The organism is Citrobacter sp. S39 (genome assembly GCF_009495675.1).
GTDB classification, from domain to species: Bacteria; Pseudomonadota; Gammaproteobacteria; order Enterobacterales; family Enterobacteriaceae; genus Citrobacter; species Citrobacter freundii.
Genome location: NZ_CP045555.1, coordinates 4542759 through 4563354, shown reverse-complemented (window position 1 = coordinate 4563354; position 20596 = coordinate 4542759). Strand labels below are relative to the sequence as shown.

Here is a 20596-nt window from a genome sequence, read left to right as displayed (position 1 = left end):
AGATCCCTTCCAGCAAGCCAGACTTCGCGTCTGGCTTTTTTTTTGTCTGCTTAATGTGTATTCAGCAACTGGGCAAGTTCCACTTTCCACGGCGTTAAATCACCGATGTGCGCGTCAACCCATTGCGGGTTGTAGTAGGTTTCCAGATAGCGTTCACCGCTGTCGCAGAGCAGCGTCACCAGTGAACCGGTTTCTCCGGTGTTGCGCATGCGCGCGGCAAGTTGCAGCGTTCCCCACATGTTGGTGCCGGTTGAGGCACCGACTTTACGACCCAACTGCGTTTCCAGCCAGTGCGCGGTAGCCACGCTGGCGGCATCCGGCACGCGCAGCATTTCATCGACCACATCAGGAATGAAAGAGGGTTCTACGCGTGGACGCCCGATACCTTCAATTTTGCTTCCTACCGGGCTGCGCAATGTCGCATCGCGATCCTGCCAGAAGGGCATAAAAACCGAATTCTCCGGATCCACTACCATCAGGCGAGTATCGTAGCCCTGACAGCGGATATAGCGGCCAATGGTTGCTGAGGTGCCGCCGGTGCCGGCGCTCATCACGATATGGCGGGGAACGGGGTTGGGCTCGCACTGCATCTGACGAAAGATGCTGTCGGCAATATTATTATTGCCACGCCAGTCGGTGGCGCGCTCAGCATAAGTGAACTGGTCCATGTAATGACCGTTCAGCTCACGCGCCAATTGTTCAGAGGCCGCGTAGATTTCGCAGGCGCTTTGCACGAAATGACAGCGACCGCCGTAAAATTCAATCTGTTCAACTTTACGTTTCGCTGTACAGGAAGGCATGACAGCAATAAACGGCAGCCCTAACAGTCGAGCGAAATAGGCCTCAGATACCGCCGTTGAACCGGACGATGATTCAATGATGGTGGTGCCTTCTTTGATCCAGCCATTGCACAGTCCGTACAGAAACAGTGAGCGCGCCAGACGATGCTTCAGGCTCCCGGTCGGATGCGTGCTCTCATCTTTTAAATAGATCTGAATGCCCGGAAATGCCGGTAGCGACAGACGAATGAGATGCGTATCTGCAGAACGCTGATAATCCGCGTTGATTTCATTGATGGCGTTTTTAACCCAGGAGCTATTCATCATTAATAGATATCCGTTTGTCATTTTGTGCCCAGAATAGCGAAAAGCACGGAAAAAATTGTTGCCATTTAGCCTTTAAAATAGAATGTAAGTAGAAAATTCTTCTCTGTGGAGTGGATATGCTAGACAAAATTGACCGTAAGCTGCTTGGCTTACTGCAACAGGACTGCACCCTTTCTTTGCAGGCGTTAGCAGATGCCGTTAATCTGACTACCACTCCCTGTTGGAAACGCCTCAAACGGCTCGAGGATGACGGTGTTCTGCTGGGTAGAGTCGCCTTGCTGGATCCGGAAAAACTGGGGCTGGGCTTAACCGCGTTTGTGCTGATCAAAACTCAGCATCACAGCAGCGAATGGTATTGCCGCTTTGTCACTGAAGTGACCGGAATGCCCGAGGTTCTGGGGTTCTGGCGTATGGCAGGGGAGTATGATTACCTGATGCGAGTGCAGGTCGCTGATATGAAAAGCTACGATGAATTTTATAAGCGCCTGGTGAACAGCGTACCGGGCCTGTCTGACGTCACCTCCAGCTTTGCCATGGAACAGATTAAATACACAACTGCTCTCCCTATTGAATAATTCTCCCGGCGCTTATTGCCGGAAATTTTGTCAGGACATAACGCGTGCGATTATTTGCTCAATTAAGCTGGTACTTCCGCCGGGAGTGGCGTCGCTACCTCGGAGCGGTGGCCCTGCTTATCATCATCGCTATCCTTCAGCTTATTCCGCCGAAAGTGGTGGGGATCATTGTGGATGGCGTAACGACACAACGCTTCACCACCGAGCGGCTGCTGATGTGGGTGGGAACCATTGCTCTGATCGCCGTGGTGGTTTATTTACTGCGCTATGTCTGGCGCGTGCTGCTGTTTGGCGCATCCTACCAACTGGCGGTTGAGCTGCGGGAAGATTATTACCGTCAGTTGAGTCGTCAGCATCCAGAGTTTTATCTGCGTCACCGCACGGGCGATCTGATGGCGCGTGCAACTAACGATGTTGACCGCGTGGTATTCGCCGCCGGGGAAGGCGTACTGACGCTGGTAGATTCGCTGGTCATGGGATGTGCGGTGCTGATCGTGATGTCAACGCAGATAAGCTGGCAACTAACGTTGATTGCGCTGCTGCCGATGCCGGTGATGGCGATAATGATCAAACGTTACGGTGATCGACTCCATAACCGCTTTAAGCTGGCGCAGGCGGCGTTTTCCAGCCTCAACGATCGTACTCAGGAAAGCCTGACCAGTATTCGTATGATCAAGGCCTTTGGTCTGGAGGATCGGCAGTCGGCATTATTTGCCGCTGATGCTGAAGATACAGGTAAGAAAAACCTGCGCGTGGCGCGCATTGACGCCCGCTTTGATCCCACGATTTATATCGCCATTGGGATGGCTAACCTGCTGGCGATTGCCGGGGGAAGCTGGATGGTGGTTCACGGTTCGCTGACGCTCGGCCAGCTCACCAGCTTTATGATGTATCTCGGTCTGATGATTTGGCCGATGCTGGCGCTGGCATGGATGTTTAACATCGTCGAGCGTGGCAGCGCCGCGTATAGCCGAATTCGCGCCATGCTGGCAGAAGCGCCGGTAGTGGATGACGGTACTGAACTGGTGCCGGAAGGACGCGGCGAGCTGGCGGTGGCGATTCGCGAATTTTGTTACCCGCAAACCACCCACCCGGCGCTGGAAAATGTGAATTTTCAGCTTAAACCAGGGGAGATGCTGGGCATCTGTGGTCCGACCGGCGCGGGGAAAAGTACGGTGCTGTCGCTGATCCAACGTCATTTTGATATCACCCAAGGCGATGTACGCTTTCATGATATCCCACTAACGCGCTTACAGCTGGATAGCTGGCGCAGCCGGCTGGCGGTTGTCAGCCAGACGCCATTCCTGTTTTCCGATACCGTCGGCAATAACATCGCCTTAGGACGCCCGCAGGCCACCCAGGCAGAGATCGAGCATGTGGCGCGCCTTGCCAGCGTTCATGAGGATATTTTACGTCTTCCTCAGGGCTATGACACCGAAGTGGGCGAACGCGGGGTGATGCTGTCTGGTGGACAAAAACAGCGTATTTCTATCGCCCGGGCGCTACTGCTGAACGCTGAAATCCTGATTCTGGATGATGCGTTGTCGGCGGTAGATGGTCGTACCGAGCATCAGATCCTGCATAACCTGCGTCAGTGGGGCGAAGGCAGAACCGTGATTATCAGCGCCCACCGTTTATCGGCTCTGACGGAAGCCAACGAGATTATCGTGATGCAGCATGGGCATATTGCCCAGCGCGGTGAGCATGAATCTTTAGTGCAACAGCCCGGCTGGTATCGCGATATGTACCGCTATCAGCAACTGGAAGCTGCGCTGTCTGATGCGCCAGAAATAAACGAGGAGGCGGCTAATGCGTAGTTTTGGGCAACTATGGCCGACCCTGAAAAGATTGCTGGCGTATGGTTCACCATGGCGAAAACAGCTGGCGATTGCGGTAGTTATGCTGTGGGTGGCGGCTGCGGCGGAAGTCAGCGGTCCGCTGTTGATTAGCTATTTTATTGATAACATGGTGGCGAAGAACAATCTGCCGTTGGCGATGGTTGTCGGGCTGGTTGCGGCCTATGTCGGTCTGCAACTGCTGGCGGCAGGCCTGCATTACGCGCAGTCGTTGTTGTTTAACCAGGCGGCGGTTGGCGTAGTACAACAGTTACGCACTGACGTAATGGACGCTGCGTTGCGCCAGCCGCTCAGCGCCTTTGATACTCAGCCCGTCGGGCAGCTTATCTCACGTGTGACCAATGACACCGAAGTTATTCGCGACCTGTACGTGACGGTGGTCGCAACGGTCCTGCGCAGCGCGGCCTTAATCGGCGCCATGCTGGTGGCGATGTTCAGCCTCGAGTGGCGTATGGCGCTGGTGGCGATGGCTATTTTCCCGGCGGTGATGGTGGTGATGGTGATTTATCAACGCTACAGCACCCCGATTGTGCGTCGGGTGCGCGCTTATCTGGCGGATATTAACGATGGCTTTAACGAAGTCATCAACGGCATGAGCGTTATCCAGCAGTTCCGCCAGCAGGCGCGATTTGGCGAGAGAATGGGGGAGGCCAGCCGCTCGCACTATATGGCGCGTATGCAAACCCTGCGACTGGATGGCTTTTTGCTGCGCCCGCTACTGAGCCTTTTCTCGGCGCTGATCCTCTGCGGTTTGCTGATGCTGTTCAGCTTTACCTCTGGCAGCTCCATTGAGGTTGGCGTGCTGTACGCGTTTATCAGCTACCTCGGCCGTTTGAACGAGCCGCTGATCGAGCTGACCACCCAGCAATCAATGCTGCAGCAGGCGGTTGTCGCCGGTGAGCGAGTGTTCGAGCTGATGGACGGACCACGTCAGCGCTATGGTGACGATGATCGACCGCTGAAGAGTGGGGATATTGAGGTGGATAACGTTTCATTTGCCTATCGTGACGACAATCTGGTGCTGCAAAATATCAGTCTGTCCGTGCCTTCGCGCAGCTTTGTTGCTTTGGTCGGACACACCGGTAGCGGCAAAAGTACGCTGGCCAGTCTGCTGATGGGTTACTACCCGTTGACGCAGGGCGAAATCCGCCTTGACGGACGTCCGCTGTCTTCTCTGAGCCACAGTGCGTTACGTCAGGGCATCGCGATGGTGCAGCAGGATCCGGTGGTGATGGCGGATACCTTCCTGGCAAACGTCACGCTGGGTCGTGATATCTCAGAAGAGCGGGTATGGCAGGCTCTGGAGACTGTGCAACTGGCAGCACTGGCGCGGGGGCTGAGCGAGGGGATCCATACCCGGCTGGGCGAGCAGGGCAATAATCTCTCCGTTGGGCAGAAACAGCTGCTGGCGCTGGCGCGGGTATTGGTGGAAACGCCGCAGGTACTGATCCTCGATGAAGCCACGGCCAGTATTGATTCCGGTACTGAACAGGCCATTCAGCACGCGCTGGCGGCGGTACGTGAACACACCACGCTGGTGGTGATTGCGCATCGGTTATCGACGATTGTCGATGCGGATACCATTCTGGTGCTGCATCGCGGGCAGGCGGTTGAGCGTGGTACGCACCAGCAACTACTGGCGGCGCAAGGCCGTTACTGGCAGATGTATCAGCTGCAACTGGCGGGGGAAGAGCTGGCGGCCAGCGCACATGAGGATTCGGTTATCGCCTGATGGCACTGAGCTTATCAGGCCTACGGTCAACGCGGTTTTGTAGGCCGGATAAGGCGTTTACGCCGCCATCCGGCAATCAACAATCTGGTGCAAAAATGTAACGCACTATGCACCGTCATAGTGCGTTTTTTCTTTTTCTCCCCCGGCAATACCCTGCAAGCCTGAATTATTCCGCGTTTTTCATTCCTGGCACACCCCTTGCAATATTCCTCTCGTGTATCTGCAGCCACTACTGAATTCTGACTGGAGGGGATCTATGAAGCTGGTTACCGTGGTAATCAAACCGTTCAAACTGGAAGACGTCCGTGAAGCACTGTCGTCTATTGGTATTCAGGGGCTGACCGTCACCGAAGTGAAGGGCTTTGGCCGACAGAAAGGTCATGCTGAGCTGTACCGTGGGGCTGAATATAGCGTCAATTTTCTGCCAAAGGTGAAGATTGATGTGGCGATTGCCGACGACCAACTGGATGGCGTGATTGATGTCATCAGTAAAGCGGCATACACCGGAAAAATTGGCGACGGCAAAATCTTCGTCGCCGAGCTGCAACGTGTGATTCGTATTCGTACCGGCGAAGCCGACGAAGCCGCACTGTAACTTCTGGCACACAGTGATAGGAAACCAAAAAATGAAGATAGCAACGATGAAAACAGGTATTGCTTCACTGGCGCTACTGCCGGGACTGGCAATGGCGGCACCGGCGGTTGCGGATAAAGCAGATAACGCTTTTATGATGATCTGTACCGCGCTGGTGCTGTTTATGACTATCCCTGGCATTGCGTTGTTCTACGGCGGTTTGATTCGCGGTAAGAACGTGCTGTCGATGCTGACTCAGGTGACGGTGACATTCGCTCTGGTTTGTATTCTATGGGTGGTTTATGGCTACTCACTGGCCTTTGGCGAAGGGAATAATTTCTTCGGCAACTTCAACTGGGTATTGCTGAAGAACATCGCGCTGACGGCGGTCACGGGGAGCTTCTACCAGTACATTCACGTTGCTTTTCAGGGTTCTTTCGCCTGCATCACCGTTGGGCTAATTGTCGGGGCGCTGGCTGAACGTATTCGCTTCTCTGCGGTGCTGATTTTTGTAGTGGTATGGTTAACGTTGTCGTACATCCCCATTGCCCATATGGTCTGGGGCGGCGGCTTGCTGGCTTCCCACGGTGCGTTGGATTTTGCCGGCGGAACAGTCGTGCATATCAACGCGGCGATTGCCGGTCTGGTTGGTGCGTATCTGATTGGCAAACGCGTCGGTTTTGGCAAAGAAGCCTTTAAACCGCATAACCTGCCGATGGTCTTCACCGGTACCGCTATTCTCTATATTGGTTGGTTTGGCTTTAACGCCGGTTCAGCGGGAACGGCGAATGAGATTGCCGCACTGGCCTTCGTCAATACCGTGGTCGCCACCGCCGCAGCCATCCTCGGATGGATCTTCGGTGAATGGGCGCTGCGTGGCAAACCGTCCCTGCTGGGCGCGTGTTCTGGTGCTATTGCGGGTCTGGTGGGGGTAACACCGGCATGTGGCTATATTGGTGTCGGCGGCGCGCTGATTATTGGTGTCGTTGCGGGACTGGCTGGCCTGTGGGGTGTGACCATCCTGAAGCGTATTCTGCGCGTGGACGATCCGTGTGATGTGTTTGGCGTGCACGGCGTGTGCGGCATTGTCGGCTGCATCCTGACCGGGGTGTTCGCTGCCAGCTCTCTGGGCGGCGTGGGCTTTGCCGAGGGCGTGACCATGGGGCATCAGCTGCTGGTGCAACTGGAAAGCGTGGCGATTACCATCGTCTGGTCCGGTGTGGTGGCTTTCATTGGCTATAAGCTGGCGGATATGACGGTGGGTCTGCGTGTACCGGAAGAGCAGGAACGCGAAGGTCTGGATGTGAACAGCCACGGCGAGAACGCTTACAACGCTTGATGTTTCAATCTGCCGGATGGCAACGCTTTTGCGCCGCCATCCGGTAATTCTCAATTACGATTACGCATTACCCCTTCCTGCACGGTAGAGGCGACCAGCACGCCGTCCTGCGTATAAAACTCCCCGCGTACAAAACCCCGGGCACCGGAGGCCGAAGTACTCTCGACGTTATACAACAACCACTCATTGATATTGAACGGACGGTGGAACCACATGGAGTGGTCAATGGTGGCGATCTGAATCCCTTTTTCCAGAAAACCAATTCCGTACGGCTGCAGCGCAACAGGCAGGAAGTTCAGATCTGAAGCATAACCCAGCAGATATTGATGGACGCGCAGATCGTCCTGTAGCTCGCCGTTTGCGCGGATCCAAACCTGGCGCGTCGGAGGTGCGACGTGACCTTTTAAGGGGTTATGAAATTCAACCGGGCGCACTTCCAATGGACGATCGTTGATAAATTTTTCTTTCAACAGCGGCGGCAGCAAATGCGCCACTGAGCGGGCAATTTCTGTTTCTGATTTAAGCTCATCGGGACTCGGCGCATCCGGCATGGTTTTCTGATGTTCAAATCCATCTTCCGGCGCCTGGAAAGAGGCTGTCATGTAAAAAATAGGTTTACCATTCTGGATTGCGGCAACGCGGCGCGCGCTGAAGCTGTTACCATCACGCAGGACTTCTACATCATAGATGATGGGCTTTTGGCTATCGCCGGGGCGCAAAAAGTAGCTGTGAAAGGAGTGGACCAGACGCTCTTCTGGTACGGTTTCCTTTGCGGCATACAGCGCCTGACCGACAACCTGTCCCCCAAAAACCTGACGTAACCCTAAGTCTTCACTTTGGCCCCGAAAGAGTCCTTCTTCAATTTTTTCCAGATTTAACAATGTCAGCAAATTTTTCAGCGCCAGACTCATACGTGCTCTCCAGGTTATATCGATCTCGCAGCGAGGTAGGCAGAGTATAACGCAATTTTGAAAGTGGTCCGATGGGTGCAATTGTCTGAATTAAAGGCCTATTACAAGCAAAAACAGCTGTCTTGTGCCACACTTAATCACGTTATGTTTTTGTTAACCACTCTTCTGGCGAGGAAAGTTCTCGCTGGTGCATAGATGAAAAGGAGAATTTAATGAAACTCGTGCACATGGTAAGTGGTTTAGCGGTTGCGGTCGCTCTGGCAGCCTGCGCCGATAAAAGCGCGGATATTCAGACACCTGCGCCAAGCCCTAATACGTCAATTGCTGACACACAGTCTAAAATTCAGCAGCCTAATGTCTCCGGTACAGTATGGATCCGCCAGAAAGTGGCCTTGCCACCTGATGCGGTGCTGACCGTAACGCTGTCAGATGCTTCACTGGCCGATGCACCGTCAAAAGTGCTGTCGCAAAAAGCGGTCCGTACTGAGGGTAAACAGGCGCCATTCAGCTTCGTATTACCGTTTAACCCGGCTGATATTCAACCTAACGCCCGTATTCTGCTAAGTGCGGCAATTACGGTTAATGACAAACTGGTCTTCATTACTGATACCGTGCAGACGGTCATTAATCAGGGGGGGACAAAAGCTGACCTGACGCTGGTCCCTGTACAGCAAACGGCAGTACCGGTTCAGGCGAGCGGTGGGGCTGCCACCACGGTGCCGTCAACGTCACCAACCCAGGTGAATCCGTCTTCTGCCGTCCCTGCTCCCACACAGTACTAAGGCAGTCGTAACCCTCTCCGCCCAGAGAGGGTTAGTACACCCAGCGATAGCGCTGTAAATCGATCTGTCCGCTTCCTGAAACCACTATTCCTTCAGCCAGCAACGCCTGACGCTGCCGTTGCAGGTCGGGGCCTGTCAGCGAAATGGCACCATGACGATTAACCACCCGATGCCAGGGCAGAGTGCTGCCTTCGGGGAGACGCTTAAGCACGCCGCCTACCTGGCGCGCAGCACGCGGCGAACCGGCAAGCCTTGCAACATCGCCATAGGTGGTGACGAAACCTTCGGGGATTGACGCGACGATTTGCCAGACGCGTTGGGGGAAAGTGTCTTGTATATCCATCATTTATTCCTGCGCTAATCCTCCAGCATAATGCTGAACGGCGAAGGAGTGAAGCCGCATTGCACAAGAAAACAGCATCCGATGCTGGATGGGTTGCAATTACAGGGTGCAGCAGTGATAATGCGCCTGCGCGTTGGTTAACAACGCTCTCAATGGGGGCTCTGTTGGTTCTCCCGCAACACTACTCTGTTTACCAGGTCAGGTCCGGAAGGAAGCAGCCAAGGCAGATGACGTGTGTGCCGGGATGTAGCTGGCAGGGCCCCCACCCATTTGTGCTAACGCTATGATTTTTATAGCTAAAAATCTCATTTCTTTGCATTGATTTACTGGTGGTACAACTTTTGTGTATCACTTAGAAGGCTAATCAATGTCACATCTGATGTTATCCCGTCACGGGATCTGGTACTACCGCAGAGTTTATTCAACACCTCGGAGACGGCGCGAGATTCGTATTTCTCTGCGCACACGTTCAAAGCGCGAAGCTATGAAACGTGCAGAGCAATACATCACCTCACAGCCTTTCGCCTGTGTTCCCCAGGCCATCCCGGCACACTCATCTTCTGCCCTGGCTGCACCTGCACTGGTGAACGAGAAGAAACCATTATTTCCGAACCTGAAAAGTGAGCTTGAGAAGTACGCCAACGCCAAAACGGGGTCTGTGGGTGAGCGCGAGATTTTGACGATCAACAGGTGTGTGAATGCGTACCTGGCTGCTACGAAAGAACCATTTAGCAAAAGAAGTGCAGCGGCGTTTGTTGATGGTCTGGAAGGCTCAGCATCGACCAGAAACCGTTACATCAAGAAGAACTCGGCGTTTTTCAAATGGCTTGCGACTCGTACAGATGAAGACATTCGAAACCCATTTGAGGGAATGGGAGTGAAGGAAACAACCGCACCGATGGATCGCCGTCCTGCGTACACGTTCAACGATCTGAAACGCTTGCACATTGCTTTACATGGCGTGAAGGATTGGAAGCGGTGGATCATTCTGATTGGTCGCTATTCGGGGATGAGGCAGAATGAGATCTGCCAGCTTTACCACAATGACGTGATGAAAGTTGACGGGGTTTGGTGCTTCCGTGTTGATAACCTGAATCCTAATCAGACGATAAAAACGGATAGTTCTCGGCGGTTCGTTCCGATCCATTTGCAACTGCTGGCTCTGGGCATACTGGATTTCATCAAACAAAGGAAAGGGCATCTGTTCCCCGAACTAACTTTACACCTCGGCAGCTATGGTCACTATTTTAGCCGCTGGTTCACGAGGTTCAGGGGTAAGCATGGTTTGCCTGAGTATCATTCGTTGCGCCACTACGCCGCCACAACATTTAAACAGAATGGTTTCCCTGAGCAGTTCGCTTCACAAGTTCTCGGTCACTCGAATGCGACGATAACTTATAACCGATACGGGAAAGGCATTAGTGTTTCTCGTCTGATGAAGTTAGTTGAAGTACTGTAAGAAATTCTATTGCCAGTAATGTTGTTATATGCCAATCTAATCAAAGGCATGCAGGTAGATTTTTGGGTTGTGGTTCGCAATCCTTGATTTCAACGGCAGAAGTTCTCGCCGCTATGATTCTCATAGCTAATCAGCTTAGAATGGATCAAATACGCATAGGAGTGCCTGCATGCCGCTAACTTCGGAGCTGGGATGTCGACTAAAATCGAGCTATTAAAACAATGTACCACCAAACCGGATTTTGCCCGTCTGTTAGGTTTAGACCCAGTTTTTTTAACACGTATCGTTTACAGAAAAGATACTGAAAATTTATATTCTAACTTTACCATTCTTAAAAAAGACATGTCTGAAAGGCATATATCATCACCTGACTCTAAATTAAAGGAAATACAAAGGAAAGTAGCGGATTTATTACTGAACTGTATCGAGGATATTCGAGTGCTTACTGAAAGTAAAAATTTACTTTCACATGGCTTTGAGAAGCAGAGAAGTATAATTACCAATGCAGAAAGGCATAAACGTAAAAAATGGGTGTTGAATATAGATCTCTCTAACTTTTTTGACCAATTCAATTATGGGAGAGTAAGAGGTTACTTTATAAAAAATACGCACTTTGCATTAGATGAAAATATTGCCAACATGATTGCTAAAATAGCATGCTATCAAAATAAATTACCGCAAGGAAGTCCTTGCTCACCAGTCATTACAAACTTAATTTTATCATCCATAGATCAACGACTAAACAAAATATGTAAAAACTCAGGATGTTCATACTCAAGATATGCTGATGACATTACTATCTCAACAAATAAGAAAACATTCCCAAGTGAGATCGTTAAGTCTTATGATGCAGAGCATGTTGAATTAAATAAAAATTTCACCAAAGAAATCATGCGGGCTGGATTCTCATTAAATGATAAAAAAACCAGATTACAAGGTCGAACTCAACGCCAAGAGGTCACAGGCCTAACCGTTAATTATAATTTATCCACCGATGTAAACTATTCCAAAAAAGTGAGGGCTATGGTTCATCATCTATTCATGGATGGTAATTATACTCTTATTGACAAAAAGACCCGTAAACCGAGAAATGGGACTATAAACGAAGTTGAGGGCATGCTTGGGTTTATTGACTCTATAGATAAATATAATAATAAGTTAGCGTACAGAGCGAAGGGCGGTTTAAATAAGCGTGAGAAATTATATGCAAACTTTATTTATTACCGTAGTTTTCATTGTAATGAAAAAGTAACAATCCTTACTGAAGGTAAAACGGATGTAACTTATCTAAAGGTCGCACTGCATATGCTGAAGGGAAAATACCCTACATTGATATCCAGTAAAACTGTAAGCCATAAAACTGTAAACGATTATAAATTATCTTTTTTCAAAAACAACAACAAGTCAAATTACTTTTTAGGTCTCGGGGAGGGAAGTTCGCACTTTAAAAATTTTGTCAAAAAATATCAAGGGAAAATTAGTGAATTTAAGGCTGTTGGTGGAAGAAAACCTGTTATTATAATTTCTGATAATGACTCTGGAGCGAATGAGCTAATTTCTCTACTCAATGGTAAAGGGTTTCCTCACATAACATCAGACAAAAATGAGTTGCGTAAAAATAAATGGTTATGGATTACTGAAAATCTTTATATTATATTAACTCCTTTTGATGGGAAAACTGATACTTCAATAGAGGATTTATTCGATACTAAAACATTATCAAGATCTTTGAATGGAAAGACATTTAACAGGACGAATAAAGAGTGTGCTTTGAACGAGTTTGGAAAAGAGTATTTTGCAAAGCATGTTATTTTAAAAGATAGAGACTTAATTGATTTTAATATGTTCTCTTATATATTTGATGCTATTTTGGAAATAATTAAAGAGCATGATTCAAAAGTTTCATAATTTTAAGAGGTTATTATGACTATCTTATCATTATTTTTAGATAAGGCAGGTTTGGTTTTTTCAGCATTAGCATTACTTGTATCAATTTTAAGCTATCGTAATAGCAGAGAAATTAAAATTAAAAACAATAGTAATTCCTTATATCGATTTAAAATTGAAACCTTGGAAAAAGCAAGAGAGTCTGAAATTGCATTCCAGGATATATATGACAAAGTAACCTCATTCGTAAAAGCGCTTGAAAATAATACTGAAGTATCTAATGATGCAAAGCTCGTTGTTTTAAATGAGTTAAGGGAACAAAGAGATACATTTTTTAGGCAATGTGTTCTTGACTCTAAAGCTGCGTGTTCTTATATCATCGATAACTTTGATTCAATGAGCGAAAGTAAATTTATTGAGTATCATCGTGTTTTCACATCTGAATTAGATAGGCTCAAAGCTAACAATAAAAGATTGGACGAAAGGTTTGCAAACTTGCTCGACGGGATGAAATTTAAATGAGTCATAACCTATTGATTATTGTTTTAAAGAGGCGGTTCTGACAGATTGTTGTTGATTTGTTTAAAGCGCTGAACATATTTTATCAAGCTCCCAATATACAATATCCAGAATTCTCAAATATCAGAGTGGTGATTAAACGCTTTTAAACGGTAGAAGGTTGCTTTGCTGATCGCTAACCTATCCTGTACCACTGTTGGTGGTAAACCCTGCGCTAACAATTCTCGTAGCTGTTCAGCGGTTGCTTTAATAGGTCTGCCGCAATGTTTTCCTTCAGACTGAGCACGCTTGATACCTGCTATTCTGCGTTCTGCTATAAGGTCTTTCTCAAGGCTGGCAAGTCCTGCCATCATAGTGAGCATCGCTTTACCAACTGGCGTTGACAGGTCGAACCCTTCACGCAAGCTGACAACTTTCACGCCTTTCGTCTGCAACTTTTCCACGGTGGAAAGAACATCAATCGTGTTACGCCCCAGGCGGTCTATAGCAATCACGATCAACGTATCGCCTTCTCGTACATAACTGAGTAGTTCACCAAACCCAGGACGCTCTCCTGCCTTGATTGCACCACTCACCGCTTCATCACTAAACCAGCGAGTAACGCTATAACCAGCATCGGCTATCTGCTTCTTCTGGTTTTCAACGTTTTGGTCGCTGGTGGAAACTCGCACATATCCGATCACAGTTGTCATGATGTTCTCTAAGTCTCAAAAGGTAGTATCAAAATAATAGCTGTCCCAAAATTAAAGATCAACCTTTTGAGACAAGGCGAAGCCGCATTCTGTCGTTGCGTCGGTGTGGTCTTATAAGGAGATGGTTTTGAGACTGGATTGCAGCGGTTTAGGAATAGAGGCTTAGAACGAGAATATGGGGAGGCTGGAAATTCGGAATGGACATTCAACTTATTGGGCGTGATTGCTCACGCCTTTGTTTAGATCTCAGAGCACAGGCTCAGCGTGTAGAGTGCCGTTTCACCATCGTTGTTAGTTGGGCGCATAACGAAAACAGGATCGCTACCGTTGTCGATGTAAGTGACGGCAATCCCACCATCTGGGGTAGCGTACATCTTCGCAATACTTTTGTCTCCAATGAAACCCAGCCGCCAGGTTTTACCACCCATGCTCACTTTCATGCTTTTGTCCTGAACATCAAGACGAGTCTCGACTGAGGATTTTTGGCTGCCAGAATCGATCTGCCCTTCCTGGATCGCCTTACAGGTGAAAGTTGTTGCGCTTGAGGCGAAGGGGAGGACGAGCAGCGTTGCGAGAATCAATTTTTTCATGGTCTTCCTTTTTCTTGTTGGATTTGGTGACAGGGCGCTGTTAGCGCATTACTTTATCTTACCACTTTTACTAATAAAATCGCTCTTATAAATCAGTGAAATCGATCGATTTGAGTGGCACAATACTATTGTGTAAATAATGAGCGCTAAGCTATTCGACGATAACAAGCAACTGGAGTAAGGCTTATGAAGAAAGCATTATTGGTGATATCGGGACTACTGTTTTCACCGTTGTCGGCAGCAGGGCAGATCACAATGACCGATCCCCAGCAGGAAACGACGGAGAGTGGAAAGACGCTCTGCACATACCAGAACAGCATTTATCTGTTCACCTACGTAACAAAGGGCAAGTGCCCGTATGCGAAGACATTTGATACTGCGGATTCAGAGTGAAGGAAGATTTGAAAAAACTCTTATTTCAAATTTTCAATTGAGAATGAGTTGCTTAACGAATGTATCAAAATTTATTGCCAGTAATTTCACTGAAACCCGTATGGCATCAGGTGTCATGAGAATCGACAAGAATGGGTTAACGTGCTGTAAGAGGGTTGTTGGCAGGTAAATAAAGGTAGAATTAACATAGATTAAACCTATTGATAATCATCATTTATCGGTTAATTGTCGGTTGAAAATCAGGAGGTCTTTTCCAGCTCTGTGGAGTGTTGTTTCATGATGAGCACTGCGAACATGAAAAGTATGCTGCATGAGTAGCATGTAATGCGGAACATGAAAGATATCAATTACAGGAGAGCACCTTTGCACCAGAAGTGATTGTTAAGGCGTGATTCTCCTGTAAAGGTAATCTGCTATGCTCGCGTTGCTCACATTATGAACATTAACACCTAAGAAACCACTAACTACTGCTTAAATAATAAACAGTTATTGATCCCATTTTATGTACTCGTACACCTCGTCCATACATCCATTGTGCAAGATGCCCTTGTACACATGAGTTTATGCAACCATTCCACACTACCGTGTTACATTGTAAGCCTGTACTTTTACCGAAGATGCAAATAACTCTAAAGAGACTTTAGACTTTTCTGCACCTTCTGTATCAGGTTACTTGTGCTAATGGCGCAGCCATAAAATCGGCTTACTTGCATACTAAGCCGGAAATCTCATTGCTAATTTTGTCTCGGTTTCCGCTGCTTTATCTGCTTAGTGGAGTCGGCGGGTGTCCGTAAGGATGTCCATGGTGAGGGTGGTTGGCGCTGCATGCGTGATGGTACACATTGCGAGTATGTGATCTGGTGGGGACATCGTAATCAGGTAGAGTCCCAGTGCACTACCAATAGGGAAACATCCGATCCAGCCAGCCTTTTCCAGACTTTCGATAAGTGTACTGAGTGATTTCTGTGGCATAGCCAGGTCACGAGCGGCGCAACTTAGATCGAAGACGATACCTGTTATCACCTCTCCTTTACCATCTGGTAAGAGTTGAGTCATTTCTTGTACTTCGTTCTCACGCAGGTATTTCCACACTCGTACGTGATCGGTGGTGAACTTCAGGATCTTAGGGTGAATGCTTCTTTTCTGACGGTGCATTACTTCGGTGATGTGCGGAACAAAACTATCAAACATCTGTTCGATGGTGTTCGTTACTTGCGTTGGGGTAGTGTTGGAGTGGGTGGTAAATGTCTCTGTGAAGAGAGCTTCAACTTCGGTTGGGGAAAGTCCCTGGTTATCTGTCATATCGATCCTCCTGTATGTTTTGTAGTCAATAAGTCCTCATGGTTGAGTTGCTATTGTTCATTTTTTAGTTGCCTCGGTTGTTTTGAACGGAAGCGTGAAAGAAAAGGTTGGCAAAACTAACATTTATTTATATTAAATGCAATCTCAGATTGTGCTTTATTTATTAAGGTATTGAAAATGATCAGAAAATTGTTGACTTTGCAACTGATTTGATGTATGATGAATAGTAGATAGTCAACAACCGTAATAATAAGGAGGTGCATGTACCAAACGAAAACTGATGTGCTCGAAGCTCTGCGTAGCGGAAAGCTCCTTCCCAAGATTTGCCAACAATACTCCCACAACAAAAATCTCTCCGATGAACGACGCAAGATGTTCAGGGTGGCCTTGATCAGCTACCGCATTGAGCAGCTTCAGGAGATTTTACGTAACGAGGAACAACCGAATGAACATCCGATTCACTGATGAAACCCACAAGGCGCTTGTTGAACGTGCCAACCGTGAAGACAAGTCAGCCGCCGCGCTGGTAAGTGAATTAATAACAGCAGTCCTAAACCGAGAGGAACCTAATGACCGAAAAGAAACCAGTTGTAAACTTTGTTAATGCGATTTGCGGCTCAGGAAAGAGCCACCGTCTGAAAGAGTACATCCTGAGCTTCAAGAGCGAAGCTGTCCCAGAAAAATTCTTAATCGTAGTACCAACCCACGCTTTAGCCGATCAGTTCAAGCAAGATCTAAATCGTTTGAGAATCCCAAACCATCACATTTTCGTTGAAGGGGCGACTCTCAACCTGAAAAGCACCCTGGCTGATAACTTCCAGACAAATGTGGTGATAACCACCCACGAATGTTTCACCAACTACTGCCACCTCGCTACGTTCAATCCTGAGATGCGCTCTCTACTGGCAGAACACAATGTGGTGGTAGATGAGATACCTGATGGTTGGTTTGGAGCAGAAGCGACGATCCGCCATGCTGACAGGACGGCAGAAAACTTCCCATTCCTGGAATGGCTGGAAGATCGAAACGGGCTGCTGTACCTGCGCGAAGAGCACTACGACAATCTGTACAAGTATTACCATGAGAAGCACGCTAACAGTGACAATCTTAAGAAAGTGCTATACGTGGCCCTCGACGGCGGTGGCGTGATGCATACCGAGTGTGATTCTTCATACAGCTTCTTTGCGTACACTTTTAATCCGATACTGAAGGCCGCAACGTGGGCGAAGAGCTTCACTGTGCTTGGCGCTGGTGTAGATCGCAGTGGGTTTGTATGGATGGCTGAGAACGTTGCTCAAATCGCAGTACAGGAAGCCGGGGAATACCTTCAGCCAGAACCCAAGAGACGCAAGCATAAGAACGTGCCTATCAAGATCGTGGTGGTTCTTTCGGAGGAAATCAGAAGAGCGGGGCAGTCGGAACTCGCCCATGTCTTCAGCAATCACCTGAACGAGATAAAGCGGGTTGTTGGGAAGGATTTTATCTTCGCTACTAACAACGATAAACCCATCTGTGACTTCCAGACCATCGGACTCGCTGAGCTCGGTGATCGCATGGGAGGTGAAGCTGTTTCAATGTCCAGCTACGGAATGAACAGCTACCAGGATGTTCACAGTGCTGTGTTCCTCGGATGTGCAAATCTGGGCGATAAAGATCGTAAGAGATGGGCTGACTATTGCAAACGTATCGGTTGGGATTTTGAAACGGTGATGGAGAAGAAGCGCCAGGCAATGTATTTTGAACGGTGCTACCAGTTTCTTAGTCGAACATCCATTCGCAACACTGATACCGACCACTCTCTCGTGTTTGTCGTTCCCGACATGGCGGCAGCGGAATACCTCAAAACCCATTACTTCCCTGGCTCAACCATCGAATGCCTTGGAATCAAGAAAGCTGGAAAGCAGCATGAAACGCGTTTGAAGGTTCTGGAATACAAGGCGCAAGGACTAACTCAGAAAAAGGCTGCGGAAGAAATGGCGGTGTCTCTGAGGACGGTAGCAACCTACTGGAACCAGGACACTCGCGTATGATCACCGCGCTTTACTGGTATGTGCTGTTCCTGTTTATCTGGGATGTAATCCGCACCTTTGAACGACGTAGAAAAACAGAACGCAAAACTGAATCTCGGAATCCATGAGATCTTGGGTTATGTCACAAAGGAGCTTAACGGCTCCTTTTTACGTGTCTGGGGACGTGATGTGGGTGAAGTGTTGTGATGCGTATCCACTTGATTACTCATTGTGCTGGTGGTACAAATAGTGTGTATCACTTGTTTCTATTGTATTGAAAAATAAGGTTTATAGTTAGCTGGCAGGGCCCCCACCCAATTCTGCCGCCCGGCAATTTTCCTTCTGTTTATCTTCTTTTCTTTGTCATCGTATTGTCATTTTAATGTCATCAAATGCTGTCAATGTGTTTCGGGGATGTTATTTGATGCTTTTGCCGCCGCCATCGCACTGTAACGACAGGGTCTTACATTCGGTGTGTTTTGGCTGACCACAAGGATTTTCTACGATGTCGACCGCTGTATTGAATGTCAAAATTGATGAGGCGCTAAAAGAAAAGCTTCGCCATTACGCTGAAGTGCATAGTGAAAATTTAAGTATCGCGACGGAAAAACTACTGCTGATCGCGTTTTCCGCCGTTGAAGAGGCGGGAGTCTCCGCTGAGGATATCGATAGCCAGCATACGGAAGAATCCGTGGTTGAAGCACTGACTCCTAAAGAAATCAAAGCATTGCGAAGACTACTGAAGAAGAAAAAATGAAACAACAACCGCTCTCAACCGCCTGTAATTATGGCGAAGCCTGTGAAATGCTGCGTTCCGGTTATGTGAAACATGTTCGTCTGAGCTGGAACGTCGGCAGCGATGAGTTCTTCCGTATTGCCTCCGACTGGTGTGATGCCGGGGCAAAAATTAAGAAAGACGGTGAGAATTTCGTGATTTCTCTGAAGGGGTTTCCGGTTCCTCCTCAGCGTTAATATTGCCGGGACATCCTCGTCCATCACGGCATTCAAGGACGAGTCCTTTGACTCGTCGTTTAGATTATTTTACGTATTTTCCCGCTGCTGGACTGCAAACGCAGGTTATCCCAAATGGGTTGCAACACCCGGAAGGCGGCACGCGTTGTGTCATCCGGTAATGTGAAGGGCATACGCAAAAAGCGGTCAAATGCACCATCAAGACCGAAACGCGTACCAGTTCCCAACTGAATGCCTGCGATTTCGGCGCGCGTAGCGAATAGCGTTGCCAGCGTATCGGGCAGTTCAACCCAAAAAGAGAGTCCTCCCTGTGGCTGGGTAAACTGCCACTCCGGGAAATGTGCGTTCATCAGATCCGAGCACAGATCTCGCTGCGATGTGAGTAGCCGTCTTCTGTCAGGAAGAAAGTCGGCGGCATTATCCAGCAGCCAGCTGGTGGCGAGTTGTTCAAGCACCGGGGAGCCTAAATCGAAGGTGTCGCGAGTTTGTACCAGCGCCGCAATGGTTCGCGCCGACGCCCGAATCCAGCCCAGGCGTAATCCTCCCCAAAAGCTTTTCCCGGCAGATCCCAGCAGGATGATCGGCGCATCGCGGTTGAATGCGGCAAGCGGCGGTGGTGGCGGGGCGTCATACCACAGGTTCACCATGGTCTCATCAATCACCAGCGTGGTGCGGGTCCTTTCAGCAATATCTGCCACGACCTGGCGAGTTGCAGCGTCCATGCAACGCCCGGTCGGATTGTGAAAGTCCGGCATCAGATAGGCCATTCTCGGTGCGGTTTGCGCGATGGTGGCGACCAGACCTGCCGTATCCCAACCGTGTTCGGGCAGCGACACACCGACGGGACGACATGATGCGCCTTGAATCGCGGCAATCGCCAGCGGATACGTGGGATGATCGACCACCACGCGATCGCCTGGGCCGGTGAGTAAACGCAGGATCAGCGCCAAGCCACTGACCGCGCCGTTCACGACCATAATCTCATCGGGCTGCGTCGGGAGTCCGCGTTCGCAATAATGTCGGGCGATGGATTCACGCAAAACCGCCAGTCCCTGCGGTAGATACCCGGAGCTCAGCAAATGCTGCGGCATCGCAAACAGCGCTTGTTGGTAAGCATGGTGAATTTCGGGACCGGCACTCAGCGCCGCCGTGGACAAATCCAGCGCTGTACCGGTACTGGTTCGTGTAGGCACATGACGAATGTGTTCCGGCAGGATCACCCGTGAGCCGCTCCCATGACGGCTTTCCAGATATCCCTCTTCACGCAGTTGCGCCATGGCGCTGGCGACGGTGGTTCGGCTCACTTGCAGAACGGCAGCGAGCTCGCGTTCGCCGGGTAAGCGACTATCCAGCGCCAGTCGACCATCAAGGATCAGCAGACGTAACGCTTCTGCCAGCTGTCGCCAGATGGGCGTTCGTGAGGGGGTTTCCTGCCAGTGTCCGAGCAGGCGCTGCAAAGACTGGCTTCCGTAACGGCGTGATGACATAGCAGTCCACTTTTTGAAAACTGGACATTAATCATAGTGCCAATTGCGGTGATGATGAAAGTTATCTG

The 20596-nt window shown here is 49.2% G+C and carries 20 protein-coding genes, 1 other RNA gene and 1 pseudogene; 15 read left to right on the top strand and 7 right to left on the bottom strand.

Features of this window, described 5'->3' with window-relative positions:
- Positions 1–50: 50 nt before the first annotated feature.
- Positions 51–1106 carry a PLP-dependent cysteine synthase family protein gene (locus GFB57_RS21820; RefSeq protein WP_008320733.1) on the bottom strand — a complete coding sequence of 352 codons (1056 nt, stop codon included), beginning with the start codon at positions 1104–1106 and terminating at the stop codon, positions 51–53.
- A 116-nt stretch (positions 1107–1222) separates the two neighbouring features.
- On the opposite strand from GFB57_RS21820, the gene GFB57_RS21815 reads away from it, so the two are divergent.
- From GFB57_RS21815 to amtB, 5 genes are all read left to right on the top strand, one after another.
- Positions 1223–1681, top strand: coding sequence for an Lrp/AsnC family transcriptional regulator (locus GFB57_RS21815; protein WP_003021649.1), 459 nt, complete (start codon positions 1223–1225; stop codon positions 1679–1681).
- 44 nt (positions 1682–1725) lie between these two features.
- Positions 1726–3498, top strand: coding sequence for a SmdA family multidrug ABC transporter permease/ATP-binding protein (locus tag GFB57_RS21810; RefSeq protein WP_003021651.1), 1773 nt, complete (start codon positions 1726–1728; stop codon positions 3496–3498).
- On the top strand, positions 3491–5269 hold the full coding sequence (locus tag GFB57_RS21805) for a SmdB family multidrug efflux ABC transporter permease/ATP-binding protein (protein ID WP_003021654.1): 1779 nt from the start codon (positions 3491–3493) through the stop codon (positions 5267–5269). Before GFB57_RS21810 ends, GFB57_RS21805 begins: the two co-directional genes overlap by 8 nt.
- A 256-nt stretch (positions 5270–5525) precedes the next feature.
- The gene (gene glnK, locus GFB57_RS21800; protein WP_003021657.1) at positions 5526–5864 is read left to right on the top strand and encodes a P-II family nitrogen regulator; all 339 of its coding nucleotides are present in this window, start codon (positions 5526–5528) and stop codon (positions 5862–5864) included.
- A 31-nt stretch (positions 5865–5895) separates the two neighbouring features.
- Entirely contained in the window at positions 5896–7182 is a 1287-nt protein-coding gene (gene amtB, locus GFB57_RS21795) for an ammonium transporter AmtB (protein WP_003835936.1), read from the top strand.
- Between the two features lie 50 nt (positions 7183–7232).
- Here the strand turns inward: amtB and tesB are convergent, their stop codons facing one another.
- Entirely contained in the window at positions 7233–8093 is an 861-nt protein-coding gene (gene tesB, locus GFB57_RS21790) for an acyl-CoA thioesterase II (protein WP_003021663.1), read from the bottom strand.
- Positions 8094–8305: 212 nt separating this feature from the next.
- Between tesB and GFB57_RS21785 the strand changes: the two genes are divergently transcribed.
- Positions 8306–8875, top strand: a complete 570-nt coding sequence (locus tag GFB57_RS21785; protein ID WP_003021666.1) for a YbaY family lipoprotein — start codon at positions 8306–8308, stop codon at positions 8873–8875.
- Between the two features lie 31 nt (positions 8876–8906).
- On the opposite strand, the pseudogene GFB57_RS21780 reads toward GFB57_RS21785, so the two are convergent.
- A pseudogene (locus GFB57_RS21780) lies at positions 8907–9230 on the bottom strand (MGMT family protein); the annotation flags it as partial.
- A gap of 150 nt (positions 9231–9380) precedes the next feature.
- Between GFB57_RS21780 and ffs the strand changes: the two are divergent.
- From ffs to GFB57_RS21760, 4 genes are all read left to right on the top strand, one after another.
- An RNA gene (gene ffs, locus GFB57_RS21775) (signal recognition particle sRNA small type) lies at positions 9381–9477 on the top strand.
- Positions 9478–9702: 225 nt separating this feature from the next.
- Complete coding sequence (locus tag GFB57_RS21770; RefSeq protein ID WP_233591806.1) at positions 9703–10677, top strand: site-specific integrase; 975 nt, start codon at positions 9703–9705, stop codon at positions 10675–10677.
- A gap of 192 nt (positions 10678–10869) precedes the next feature.
- On the top strand, positions 10870–12585 hold the full coding sequence (locus tag GFB57_RS21765) for a retron Ec67 family RNA-directed DNA polymerase/endonuclease (RefSeq protein ID WP_290366909.1): 1716 nt from the start codon (positions 10870–10872) through the stop codon (positions 12583–12585).
- A gap of 15 nt (positions 12586–12600) precedes the next feature.
- The gene (locus GFB57_RS21760) at positions 12601–13086 is read left to right on the top strand and encodes a hypothetical protein (protein WP_148741991.1); all 486 of its coding nucleotides are present in this window, start codon (positions 12601–12603) and stop codon (positions 13084–13086) included.
- Positions 13087–13199: 113 nt separating this feature from the next.
- Here the strand turns inward: GFB57_RS21760 and GFB57_RS21755 are convergent, their stop codons facing one another.
- Both GFB57_RS21755 and GFB57_RS21750 read right to left on the bottom strand, forming a co-directional pair.
- A complete protein-coding gene (locus GFB57_RS21755) occupies positions 13200–13775 on the bottom strand; it encodes a recombinase family protein (RefSeq protein WP_148741992.1) in 576 nt (191 codons plus the stop codon).
- Positions 13776–14014: 239 nt separating this feature from the next.
- Positions 14015–14365, bottom strand: a complete 351-nt coding sequence (locus GFB57_RS21750) for a hypothetical protein (protein ID WP_290366908.1) — start codon at positions 14363–14365, stop codon at positions 14015–14017.
- A gap of 186 nt (positions 14366–14551) precedes the next feature.
- On the opposite strand from GFB57_RS21750, the gene GFB57_RS21745 reads away from it, so the two are divergent.
- Positions 14552–14758 (top strand): hypothetical protein, encoded by a 207-nt coding sequence (locus tag GFB57_RS21745; RefSeq protein WP_032104252.1) that lies wholly within the window; start codon positions 14552–14554, stop codon positions 14756–14758.
- A 768-nt stretch (positions 14759–15526) separates the two neighbouring features.
- Here GFB57_RS21745 and GFB57_RS21740 read toward each other — a convergent pair.
- Positions 15527–16060 (bottom strand): hypothetical protein, encoded by a 534-nt coding sequence (locus tag GFB57_RS21740; protein ID WP_290366907.1) that lies wholly within the window; start codon positions 16058–16060, stop codon positions 15527–15529.
- 261 nt (positions 16061–16321) lie between these two features.
- On the opposite strand from GFB57_RS21740, the gene GFB57_RS21735 reads away from it, so the two are divergent.
- From GFB57_RS21735 to GFB57_RS21720, 4 genes are all read left to right on the top strand, one after another.
- Positions 16322–16525 (top strand): hypothetical protein, encoded by a 204-nt coding sequence (locus tag GFB57_RS21735; RefSeq protein WP_032623932.1) that lies wholly within the window; start codon positions 16322–16324, stop codon positions 16523–16525.
- A gap of 104 nt (positions 16526–16629) precedes the next feature.
- The gene (locus GFB57_RS21730; RefSeq protein WP_290366906.1) at positions 16630–18090 is read left to right on the top strand and encodes a DEAD/DEAH box helicase family protein; all 1461 of its coding nucleotides are present in this window, start codon (positions 16630–16632) and stop codon (positions 18088–18090) included.
- 484 nt (positions 18091–18574) lie between these two features.
- On the top strand, positions 18575–18826 hold the full coding sequence (locus tag GFB57_RS21725) for a hypothetical protein (RefSeq protein WP_003021699.1): 252 nt from the start codon (positions 18575–18577) through the stop codon (positions 18824–18826).
- Entirely contained in the window at positions 18823–19041 is a 219-nt protein-coding gene (locus tag GFB57_RS21720; RefSeq protein ID WP_003021701.1) for a hypothetical protein, read from the top strand. Before GFB57_RS21725 ends, GFB57_RS21720 begins: the two co-directional genes overlap by 4 nt.
- Positions 19042–19100: 59 nt before the next feature.
- On the opposite strand, the gene GFB57_RS21715 is transcribed toward GFB57_RS21720, so the two are convergent.
- Complete coding sequence (locus tag GFB57_RS21715; RefSeq protein WP_003021704.1) at positions 19101–20528, bottom strand: PLP-dependent aminotransferase family protein; 1428 nt, start codon at positions 20526–20528, stop codon at positions 19101–19103.
- Positions 20529–20596 lie beyond the last annotated feature (68 nt).

Coding starts and splice junctions, on each gene's coding strand:
- GFB57_RS21745 (WP_032104252.1), top strand. CDS start 14,552: ATGAAGAAAGCATTATTGGTGATATCGGGACTACTGTTTTCACCGTTG.
- GFB57_RS21815 (WP_003021649.1), top strand. CDS start 1,223: ATGCTAGACAAAATTGACCGTAAGCTGCTTGGCTTACTGCAACAGGAC.
- GFB57_RS21740 (WP_290366907.1), bottom strand. CDS start 16,060: ATGACAGATAACCAGGGACTTTCCCCAACCGAAGTTGAAGCTCTCTTC.
- amtB (WP_003835936.1), top strand. CDS start 5,896: ATGAAGATAGCAACGATGAAAACAGGTATTGCTTCACTGGCGCTACTG.
- GFB57_RS21785 (WP_003021666.1), top strand. CDS start 8,306: ATGAAACTCGTGCACATGGTAAGTGGTTTAGCGGTTGCGGTCGCTCTG.
- GFB57_RS21735 (WP_032623932.1), top strand. CDS start 16,322: ATGTACCAAACGAAAACTGATGTGCTCGAAGCTCTGCGTAGCGGAAAG.
- glnK (WP_003021657.1), top strand. CDS start 5,526: ATGAAGCTGGTTACCGTGGTAATCAAACCGTTCAAACTGGAAGACGTC.
- tesB (WP_003021663.1), bottom strand. CDS start 8,093: ATGAGTCTGGCGCTGAAAAATTTGCTGACATTGTTAAATCTGGAAAAA.
- GFB57_RS21805 (WP_003021654.1), top strand. CDS start 3,491: ATGCGTAGTTTTGGGCAACTATGGCCGACCCTGAAAAGATTGCTGGCG.
- GFB57_RS21755 (WP_148741992.1), bottom strand. CDS start 13,775: ATGACAACTGTGATCGGATATGTGCGAGTTTCCACCAGCGACCAAAAC.
- GFB57_RS21715 (WP_003021704.1), bottom strand. CDS start 20,528: ATGTCATCACGCCGTTACGGAAGCCAGTCTTTGCAGCGCCTGCTCGGA.
- GFB57_RS21760 (WP_148741991.1), top strand. CDS start 12,601: ATGACTATCTTATCATTATTTTTAGATAAGGCAGGTTTGGTTTTTTCA.
- GFB57_RS21750 (WP_290366908.1), bottom strand. CDS start 14,365: ATGAAAAAATTGATTCTCGCAACGCTGCTCGTCCTCCCCTTCGCCTCA.
- GFB57_RS21725 (WP_003021699.1), top strand. CDS start 18,575: ATGTCGACCGCTGTATTGAATGTCAAAATTGATGAGGCGCTAAAAGAA.
- GFB57_RS21730 (WP_290366906.1), top strand. CDS start 16,630: ATGACCGAAAAGAAACCAGTTGTAAACTTTGTTAATGCGATTTGCGGC.
- GFB57_RS21770 (WP_233591806.1), top strand. CDS start 9,703: ATGAAACGTGCAGAGCAATACATCACCTCACAGCCTTTCGCCTGTGTT.
- GFB57_RS21820 (WP_008320733.1), bottom strand. CDS start 1,106: ATGATGAATAGCTCCTGGGTTAAAAACGCCATCAATGAAATCAACGCG.
- GFB57_RS21720 (WP_003021701.1), top strand. CDS start 18,823: ATGAAACAACAACCGCTCTCAACCGCCTGTAATTATGGCGAAGCCTGT.
- GFB57_RS21765 (WP_290366909.1), top strand. CDS start 10,870: ATGTCGACTAAAATCGAGCTATTAAAACAATGTACCACCAAACCGGAT.